Consider the following 9,635-nt stretch of genomic DNA (forward strand, 5'->3'; position numbering starts at 1 on the left):
GGCAGGAACGCCACAACAGCCAAGATTATCGTTGCTTCACGACATTCCGCCCTGACATTGCAGTGAGGAGGCCGTCCGGGGGGCTCCGGAGGCCCGGGAATGCCGCAGCCCATGGCAAGGTTGTGCGGTGATAGGACGAACACGTCCCGCCCTAACACGCGTCAGCACAGGAGCAGCCACCGTGTCGTTGCCACCTTTGGTCGAGCCCGCAGCGGAGCTCACCCGCGACGAGGTCAACCGCTACTCGCGGCACCTGATCATCCCCGACGTGGGGATGGCCGGGCAGAAGCGCCTCAAGAACGCCAAGGTTCTGGTCGTGGGCGCGGGCGGGCTCGGTTCCCCCGCCCTCCTCTACCTCGCCGCCGCCGGCGTGGGGACGCTCGGCGTCATCGACTTCGACGTCGTGGACGAGTCCAACCTGCAGCGCCAGATCATCCACCGGCAGTCGTCGCTCGGGAAGCCGAAGGTCGAGTCCGCCGCCGAGACCGTCCGTGAGATCAACCCGCTGATCGACGTGGTCGTGCACAACACCGCGCTCGACCGCGACAACATCATGGACATCTTCTCCGGGTACGACCTGATCGTGGACGGCACCGACAACTTCGCCACCCGCTACATGGTGAACGACGCCGCCGTCCTCCTGGGCAAGCCCTACGTCTGGGGCTCGATCTACCGCTTCGACGGCCAGGCCTCCGTGTTCTGGGCCGAGCACGGCCCGTGCTACCGCTGCCTCTACCCGGAGCCGCCGCCGCCGGGCATGGTCCCGTCCTGCGCTGAGGGCGGCGTTCTGGGCGTCCTGTGCGCGTCGATCGGCTCGATCCAGGTGAACGAGGCCATCAAGCTCCTCGCGGGCATCGGCGAGCCGCTCGTCGGCCGCCTGATGATCTACGACGCGCTGGAGATGACGTACCGCTCGGTCAAGGTCCGCAAGGACCCGGAATGCCCCCTGTGCGGCAAGAACCCCACCCAGACCGAGCTGCTCGAAGACTACGAGGCGTTCTGCGGCGCCGTCTCCGACGAGGCCGCAGAGGCCGCGCAGGACTCCACGATCACCGTCCTCGACCTCAAGGCCATGCAGGACCGCAACGACGACATCTTCCTGGTGGACGTCCGCGAGCCGAACGAGTACGAGATCGTCTCGATCCCCGGCGCGACGCTCATCCCGAAGGGCGAGTTCCTGAACGGCTCGGCCCTGGAGCGCCTCCCGCAGGACAAGAAGATCGTCCTGCACTGCAAGTCGGGCGTCCGCTCCGCCGAGGCCCTGGCCGTGGTCAAGAACGCGGGCTTCTCCGACGCCGTCCACGTAGGCGGCGGCGTCCTGGCCTGGGTCAACCAGATAGACCCGTCCCAGCCCACCTACTAAGCCCACCCGAGGCCCCGAACCCACCACCGGGTTCGGGGCCTCCCCACACCCTGGGGACAACGTGGCCCACGACGACATAATCCGCGCGTTCTACACAGCCCGCAGCACCAGCGACACCAAAGCCCTCCGCGCCCTCCTCACCCCGGACGTCCGCTGGCACGAACCAGGCGACGAGGACTACTCAGGCACCCACGAGGGCCGAGAAACCGTCCTCAAGTTGCTGGAAGACCTCCACCAAGCAACCAACGGAACCTTCACGTTGAGGCCCACAGGCTTCCTAACAACCGACGAGCACGTAGTAGCCAAGATCCGCTGGTCGGCCACCCGAGGCGAAACCCACGTAGCAGGCAACGAAATCGCCATCTACCGAATCACCGAAGGCAAGATCGCCGAAGCCTGGTTCCACGTAGACGGCTACGACCCGGACGCCCTCTCAGAGGTCTTCGCCCTCCGCTAGGAGACGACCAACTCCGAGCAGGACCTCCGCAACGCACTCTCGGAACTGATCCACCGCGCGAACCCGCCCGGCACACCGGCGCTGATGGTGCTGCTCTACCTTCGCAAGGGCAAGAAGTTCGCCGAGCTCGGCGCCGGGTTCGGGGTCTGGACCACAACGGCTTGAGGTAGGTCAACGAGACGGTCGAGTTGCCAGCCGCTCGTTCACCCACGCTCGCCGAGGCGCTACACGAGGCCGTCGCGGACGGGCTGCTCTACCTGGTGCTGGACGGCACTCTCATCCCGACCGACCGACCGCGCCGGGGGTCGCCGGGCCCTCGTCACAACCTGCCTAGAATCGTCGGGTGACGACCGGAGATCTGCCCGACCCTCGCACGCTTCTAGCGGAAACCGACTGGAACACCCTCGGCGCGGACTCGGCCGAGCGGTTGGACGACCAGTCGCCGGACTTGGTCTCGTTCACGCCGGTCGCACTTGCCGCCCTCGGCTCTGGCGATAGCGACGCCGTCACCCGCGCCTTGAACCATCTTTCCGACGTCCTGCTTCACCAGGAGTCCCTTTATGGCGAGACGCCCATCGCGGCCCTCTACGTCGCTGCTCTCCTTGCCGACCGCGACAGCCAGGAGGCACTGACTCCCGAATGGGAGGCCGGCCGGCGCCCGCTTCGCGCGAAGCTGCTGGACTGGCTGGCGGCCGTGGCCCACACGGTCAGCGACGCCGCGGAGGAGCATAGGGCGCAGTGGGGCGGCTCCTGGGCATCGCTGCCACAGGCGCGGGAGGTCCGCGCGTCCCGACCCGCCCTGTTCCAGGGAGTCTCCGCGTGCCTTCCCGCTCCCGACCGTCGTGTGCGCGAGGCGGCCCTCGCCGCCGCCATCCCTCTGTTGGACGCTCCTGAACTCGTCCACCATCGGCCCGTCGTGGCGCCGGCACTTCGCCGTGAACTGGCCGCCAGCTCTGAACAGAACTATCGATTCGCCGCAATCCGGGGATTGCGGGCGTGGGGCGAAGACACCACGACTCTCCAAGCCCACACCGAACTCGTCGAGTTCGAACGGCAGGCCGAGGAATGGCGAGCGTCCTTCCATGACCCCCATACGGCCGATGAACCCCCTTTCTAAACCTCGGCCTCAAGTATCTAGTTGGCATTTCCGAGATGCGGGTTCGTGAAGAAGGACCGCCCACGCTGGAAGGTCACCAGAAGGGTCGCGTCTTCCGGAAGCATGTCATTCAAAGATCCAGCACAGGTTGGGCAGGAGCCTCGCGGGTAACTGATCATGAGCCGCCCCTCCTGCGCCTCCAGCATGCGCATCAAACCGGCGGCCTGGGCCTCTACGTGGTTCTCATATCCCTCCACCACGCCTGGCGGAGGCGTGTATCCCGGGAATGGACTGTCTGAAGCGAGGTCGAAGAGGCCATGTCCACGTACCCAGAGAAGACCGCCCGTGGTTCCGTTGACTCCGGTGGGACCTCCGGGGTTGGAGGAACGTGCGGCGGTCTCCGACGCCCTGCGGTGCGCTGCCTCCTTGGCCTTCAACTCGGGACAGTTGTGAACGAGGAGTGATTCCCGGCCTGCACTCACGTAGTACGTGTGGGCAACCGCGACCGCAAGATTGTGAACTTTCCTGCCCCGTGTCCAGGTCTTGATCGCGGTGACCTGGACGTGGGTGCCGGCGCTGGTGCGGAGCCACATGCCGGGCTTGAGGTCGGCGGCCTCGACCCATCGGTTGAGGTCACCGGCGACCCAGAAGGGATGCTCGGCGGTGGCGACGACCACGCCGCTCTTCGCGCCCGTGAGGCTGGGGAGTCCGGTGGCGCTGGGCGCGGGCTCGTCACCGGTCACCCGGAAGCGGAACGGGGCCTTCGTGTCGACGGTGATCTGGACCAGGTGCTTGTCGCCCTTGGTGGTGATCGTGCCCAGCACGGGCTGGGCGCCCGTTTTACCGGTCTCCGGGTCGGTGGCCAGGACCTTGTCGCCTACCTTGACGTCCTCGATGTCGCGGCGGTCGCCGTTCGCGAGGACCACCTGCGTGCCGGGGACGAAACTGCTGCATCTCGATGGATCAGGCCTTGCCGTGGCCGGCCTCTCCGGCTCCTGTTTCGTCGGTCCGGATTTCTTGGGCTTCGGGTCCGGAGCGGGAGGTGGGCCCCCTGTCCTGGGCGGATCCGGCTTGTCGTCGCCATGTCTCGCCAGCCACCTCAAGAGATTTCGGACGAATCCGCTGCCCGGCTTGAGGAATTTGCCGACGAACGGGACCATCCCGACCGCGGACCAGGCGCAGGCGCCGGCGCTCTTTCCGGTCAGGCAGGACCAGGCGTCCTTGACACCGAAGACCATGTCAAGTGTCCAGGTCCAGGCATCGATTCCCTCTCGCCAGCCGGTGGGCGGCGGGCCGGGGTTGTTCACGGCCAGCCGTTCCCTGACCCACCGATCCCGATAGCAGCTGTAGGTGTACACGGCTGCCGCGTTGCATCCGCCGTACGGGCCCGTCGCGGCCCTCGCTCTTGAGGACGAGCCAGACGACCAGCCTCGTGACCAATTGCGTGAACCACCTGGTCGCGCGTGGGGGCCGGTGTGCGCGAAGTCCGCCGAGCACGAGTTCCCCGGGCAGGTGCCGGTGGGGTCCGCAAAGGTGACGGGACTGTTGTTGGCGTAGGTGTAGCCGTTCATCTGCTGCGGGTCGGCCTGGTTCAGGACGGGGTCGACGGAGATAAAGCGGCCGGTTTCGGGGTCGTACTCGCGGGCGCCGAGATGGGTGAAGCCGGTGGGGTCCTGCGTGCCTCCGAGGAAACCCTTGTCGTTGGGCCAGGTGGCGTCGTCGTCGAGGGCTCGGACGGCGCCGAAGGGCGTGAAGCGGCGGACGGTGCCGGCCTGGGTGGCGGCGTTCACGGCGATCTGCGCTGTGCCCAGGTGGTCGGCGGTCAAATAGGTGACGGTGCCGTCGGACGTACGCATCGCCACCGTCTGGCCGCCGAGGTTGTAGTAGCGGGTGCCCGTGACCGTGGCGGAGCCGTTGTAGGTGTGCAGTTCGGTTCCGCCGGGCAGGTACAGCGTCGATCCGACCGGGTCCTTGCGAATGAGCCGGTTGCCGCCGGCGTCGTAGACGAAGGTGACGTCATTGCCCTCTTCGGAGACCTTGGCCAGGTCGCCTTCGGTGTTCCACTCGAAGGTCTGCGTGCTGCCGGTGGGGCTGTCGGTGGTGTTGATCGCGGTGGTGTTGCCGCTGGCGTCGTACGCGTAGGTCTGGGTACGGTCACCGCCAGGGCTGGTATGGGTGAGCTGGTTCAGGCGACTGCCCTGACCCGGAGCGGCGTAGTTGTACGTACGGACGGTGTCGGTTGCGCCGCCGAGGCCGTGCTGGACCTCCTTGGTGCGGTTGCCGGCCTTGTCGTAGGTGTGCCAGTACGGGGCGGGGCCGCCGATGAGGGAGCCGGTGGGTTCGCCTGCGCAGGCGTCCGTCGTGCCTTGTGTCCAGGCCTGGGTGAGACGCTGAAGATGGTCGTAGGTGAAGCACTGGTTGTCGACGCCCTCGTCGGAGGCGTCGGTGATCGAGGTGATCGTGCCCGCGTCGGTGTACTGGTAGGTGGCGGCGCGGGCGAAGCCGTCGATGCCCTCGCGGTAGGTGGCGGCGCGGTCGAGGCGGCGGGTGCCGTACTGGTAGTGGAAGGTCTGGAACGCGCGTTTCCCGGGCGCTCCGTAGTCGACGATCTGGACCTCGCCGGTGCTCCGGTAGGAGATGTCGCCGATGTAGGTGTGCAGGTCGCTGGTGAGCCGGGTGGGGCGGGCCAGTTCGTCGTAGCTGTAGGTGAGGGTTTCGTAGGGCAGACCACCTCCGAGGGGCGGCCGGAAGGTCTGGACCGTGCCGTCGCTGTTGTACTCGGAGATCGTGGAGTAGGTTCCCGCCAGCGCGCCTTCGCTTGGGGGAATGGTGATCGTGGCGCCGTGAACGCGTCCGAGCTCGTCGTATTCGCGGATCTTGGTGGTGTACTGGGCGCCGTTGTGGTGACGGGTGGCGCTGACCGGCCGGCCCTTGCCGTACTTGACGGTGTCGTAGGTGAAGGACGTCAGCTTGGTGCCGTCGGCCGAGCCGTCGCGGGTGTCGGTGACGCGGCCCAGGCCGTCGTAGTTGGTGAAGACGGTCTTGCCGCGGGCGTCGGTGGTGGACGTGAGGCGGTCGAGGTCGTCGTAGGTGAGGGTGGTGGCGCCCGTGTCGGGGTCGGTCTTCTTGATCTTCCGGCCGCGCAGGTCGTAACTGGAGGTCCAGACGTTGCCGGACGGGTCGGTCACCGTGGCGACCTGCCCGGCGGGCGTGTAGGTGTAGGTGGTGGCGTCCCAGTCGCCGGTGGGAGTGGCGGCCTTGTACTGCCGGCGCTCGACGACCTGGCCGCGGGCGTTGGTGATCTGGGCCACGGGCGTGCCGCCGTCGGGCGGGGTGACCGAGACGCGGTCGCCGCCTCCGTAGCTGTAGGTGGTACGCCACAGTTCCTGTTCGGGCTGCGAGCCGTTGCCGGCCGTGCGGCTCTGGACGGTCGGACGTCCCAGCCCGTCGAAGCTGGTGCGCGTCTGCGTCTCGACCGCGCCCGGGGTGCCGACGCCGAACAGTTCGGGTTCGGGGACGCCAGCCGCCGGATAGGCCGCGTAGGTTTTGACGACCTGGCCGCGGTCGTCGTAGAAGGTGTCGGTGATCAGCCGTGTCGGCTGCCCGTCGGCCGTCCTCGACGGTGCCTGCGTCTGCCGGGGTCGCAGCCATCCGTCCAGCAAGCCGATGCCGGTCACCCGCAGGCTGCCGGCGACGATGCTCTTGGACGTGACCGCGACGATCTTCCCGTCGGCGAACCGGTACTGGTACTCGTGGCTCGGGTCTTCACCGGCGGCCTTGTCCCGATCCGGTCGCCATACCTTGCGCAGCCGTCCCATGCCGTCGTAGACCAGCTCGGAGACCAACCCGTTGGCGTCGGTGCCGCGGATGGGCAGCCCCCACGCCGGGTCGAGCTCCTCGCTCGAGGTCAGCGCGGTGGCCGGGGCGCCGGGTACGACCGGCGGCGAGGTCGACGCGATCTTTGTGGTGAGCCCCTGGGTCTCGGTGTAGGTGGTGGTCGTCACCTGTCCGCGTTTGTTCTTGGACTGCGTGACGCGTCCATAAGCGTCGTGGCTGTTCTCGACGTCCGTCGCATAGACTGGGGTCTCGCCGTCGTAGCCGGTGATGCTCTCGACCTTCGTCTCCAGGCCCTTGGCCGGAGCGGCACCGAAGGGCTGGCCGTCGTAGAAGGTACGGACGTCGGAGATGACCTGTTCCGGCCGGTTGGCGGTGGCCGTGCATGCCGCCGCGACGGTCTCCACACGCGAGGGATAATCGACCATCCAGGCGTCGGTGTTGTCGGCGTAGGTAGTAGCGGTGCACTTGTCGTCGCCGTCGGCGGTGACGTCGCCGAGGTCGCTGACGGATATGACACGTCCGACGCCGGCACCCGATCCCTTGAAGGTGTTGTCGATCTTGGTCTGGGTCCAGCCGCCGCCGTCCTTGGCCGTCCAGGTGCGGGAGGTGTCGACGCCGATCACGTTCGCCGTAACGGTGCCCCACGAGCGGGTGCGCGAGGCGGTCTGGACGCGCCACGGGGTGTTGACGGATTTGGAATGGACGGCGCCGCCAGGCTCGGTGAACTGGACCGTCCTGAGCGGGAAGCCCGCCAGGGCGTTGTGGTCGGTGTGGGTGCCGCCCTCTCCGTCGGGAACGGTGACCGATTTCTCTCCGCCGTCCCTGGTCGCGCGGTCACCATCCATGCCGCGCATGTAGAAGGCGTCCGTCTGGGTGGCGGGGGCGGCGGGATCGCCGGTGAACGTCCGGACGTGGCCGTAGCCGCGCCATTGCGACCAGGTCTTGTCCTTGTCCTTGGTCAGGCCGTCATCGTCGTCGAAGTGCCAGGCCGCTCCCCCGACGTACTCGTACTTGGTGATCATGTCCGGGGCGAGGCCGGTGCGGTCGGTCTGGATGACGGACCTGACCACGTACTTGTGGAACCAGTCGGTGATCGGTTCCTCGTGGCCCGGCGGCGTCCAGATCACCGGCATGCATCGCTTGGTGTTGGTCTCCGGTGTCGGCTTGGCGGACAGGGTGCACTCGGGGGCGGAGTAGTTGATGTCGATCTGCCCGCCGGCCTCGTCGTAGATGGCGCCCAGCCGGTAGCGGACGTAGGCCAGGATGTCGTCACCGCTGTCGTCCAGCCGGTTGTCCCGCTGGACGTGGTTGAACCTGACCTTCGGCAGCGTGACCGCCGGGCCGCCGTCGGTGGCGGCGTGGCCGGTGTGCTGGATGTCGGCCAGCAGCAGATCGCGCTCGACGTCGGCGAGGCCCCACAGGTGGTTCAGCGCCCACGAGTCGACCGGGCGGTAGCCCGATCCGTCCGGCTTGAGGATCTGGGTCGTGACGCCGGTCAGCCGATTGCGGGACCAGAAGGTCGGCGCGACCGCGCCGTGGTCGTCCTTGCATTCCTGGCCGGAACTACAGTTCAGGTCCCACGGGACGTCCCACCAGCGGTCGGGGTCATCGCCGATCTTGGACGGGGCGCAGTCGAAGGCCGCGTCCGGGATGCAGCGTTCAGAGGTGGTGAAGGTGACCTGTGCGGGCGCCTTGGCGAACAGCGCGTTCGCGCGGAGGCCGTAGGAGATCGTCTTCAGGAAGCCGCCACGGACGTACGGGGTCTCGTCCGCTGGTTTGATATTCCGGCCGTAGTGGTTGGTCTCCTTGCCGTAGGTGTAGAGGATGGCGTTGCCGGCGGGGTCGACGACGTAGTCGAGGTTCCACCGGTAAGCCTGTTGGCACCAGGAGTCCTTGAAGCCGGACGACTTGTAGCAGGGTTCCCCGGAGTCGTTGCCGAATACCGGTACCGTCCACGCTGAGCCGGTTTCTGGCTTGCCTTCCGCCCAGCCGGGGGCGCGGTTGAGACCGAAGTAGTATTGCGTGCCCTCGGTGGTGGTGACTTTCCAGTACTCGCCGTTGTTGTCGCCGTTTCCGTTGGACGAGCCTTCGAGTTTCTCGAATCTGGTTCCGTCGTCGTTCTTCATGCGCCACGTGCCGTCGGAGGCCTTGATCAGCTCTCCGCCCTTGCCGTTCCAGGTGACGGTGGCGTTGTCGTACGCCCAGCACATGTCACCTGGCGAGTTCCCCCACTCGTCCTTGGGCGCACCGTCTTCTTTACACGACTTGTAACTGCGTTCGATGAAGCCCGGCCACAGGTCGAAGCCCTCTCCGACCCAGGACGGCTGCGAGTTGGTGTTGGCGGTACGTCCGTCGACGCTCCCGGAAGAATAGGAGATCTCGACTTTCGGGGTCAGGGAACCGGGTACCGGCGGAACCCGCATCGGATACGACCACGTGAAGTCTCCGCCGCTGCCGCCGGCCTCCCAGGTCGCCGAAGGGCTCAACGCCGTCGCTTTGTAGTCGCCCTGGGATCCCCCGGTATCGGTGGCGGCGACCAGCAGCGTCGCATCGGCCCGGGACGCAGCGACCGCAGGCGACCCAGCAGGAGAGGCTGGCGCGGCCTCCACTTCCGCGGTCAGGGTCTTCTTCTCACCGTTGTTGGTCGTGTCCAGCGGAATGGGCGTGCGGCATCCGGGGGCGGCAGGGGTGGTCAGGGCACACTGCGGCAACCGCATAAGCCGCAGCCGGGTCCCGTAGGCGCCACCGAACGCCTGCGCGAACCTGGAGTAGTCGAGCCGGAGCCGCACACGTCCCGGGGCGGTGGCGTCGGTGCGGGCCACGGTGAACGCCGGGCCGGCCACACCGGCGGCGCGAGCGGCCCCCTGGTCCAGGACCTCGAC

At 67.5% G+C, this 9,635-nt stretch carries 4 protein-coding genes and 1 pseudogene; 4 read left to right on the top strand and 1 reads right to left on the bottom strand.

Annotation, left to right across the window (positions count from 1 at the left end; translation table 11 throughout):
• Positions 1–181 precede the first annotated feature (181 nt).
• From moeZ to E1264_RS34790, 4 genes and pseudogenes are all read left to right on the top strand, one after another.
• Complete coding sequence (moeZ, locus tag E1264_RS34780; RefSeq protein WP_132180452.1) at positions 182–1,363, top strand: adenylyltransferase/sulfurtransferase MoeZ; 1,182 nt, start codon at positions 182–184, stop codon at positions 1,361–1,363.
• Positions 1,364–1,424: 61 nt separating this feature from the next.
• Positions 1,425–1,820 carry a nuclear transport factor 2 family protein gene (locus E1264_RS34785; protein ID WP_132180454.1) on the top strand — a complete coding sequence of 132 codons (396 nt, stop codon included), beginning with the start codon at positions 1,425–1,427 and terminating at the stop codon, positions 1,818–1,820.
• A 54-nt stretch (positions 1,821–1,874) separates the two neighbouring features.
• Positions 1,875–2,113 (top strand): annotated as a pseudogene (locus E1264_RS45655) (transposase family protein); the annotation flags it as partial.
• Positions 2,114–2,163: 50 nt separating this feature from the next.
• The gene (locus tag E1264_RS34790) at positions 2,164–2,937 is read left to right on the top strand and encodes a hypothetical protein (protein ID WP_132180456.1); all 774 of its coding nucleotides are present in this window, start codon (positions 2,164–2,166) and stop codon (positions 2,935–2,937) included.
• A 17-nt stretch (positions 2,938–2,954) separates the two neighbouring features.
• On the opposite strand, the gene E1264_RS34795 is transcribed toward E1264_RS34790, so the two are convergent.
• Positions 2,955–9,596, bottom strand: a complete 6,642-nt coding sequence (locus tag E1264_RS34795; RefSeq protein WP_207936627.1) for an RHS repeat-associated core domain-containing protein — start codon at positions 9,594–9,596, stop codon at positions 2,955–2,957.
• Positions 9,597–9,635 lie beyond the last annotated feature (39 nt).

The sequence above is a fragment of the Actinomadura sp. KC216 genome, assembly GCF_004348535.1.
GTDB lineage: Bacteria > Actinomycetota > Actinomycetes > Streptosporangiales > Streptosporangiaceae > Spirillospora.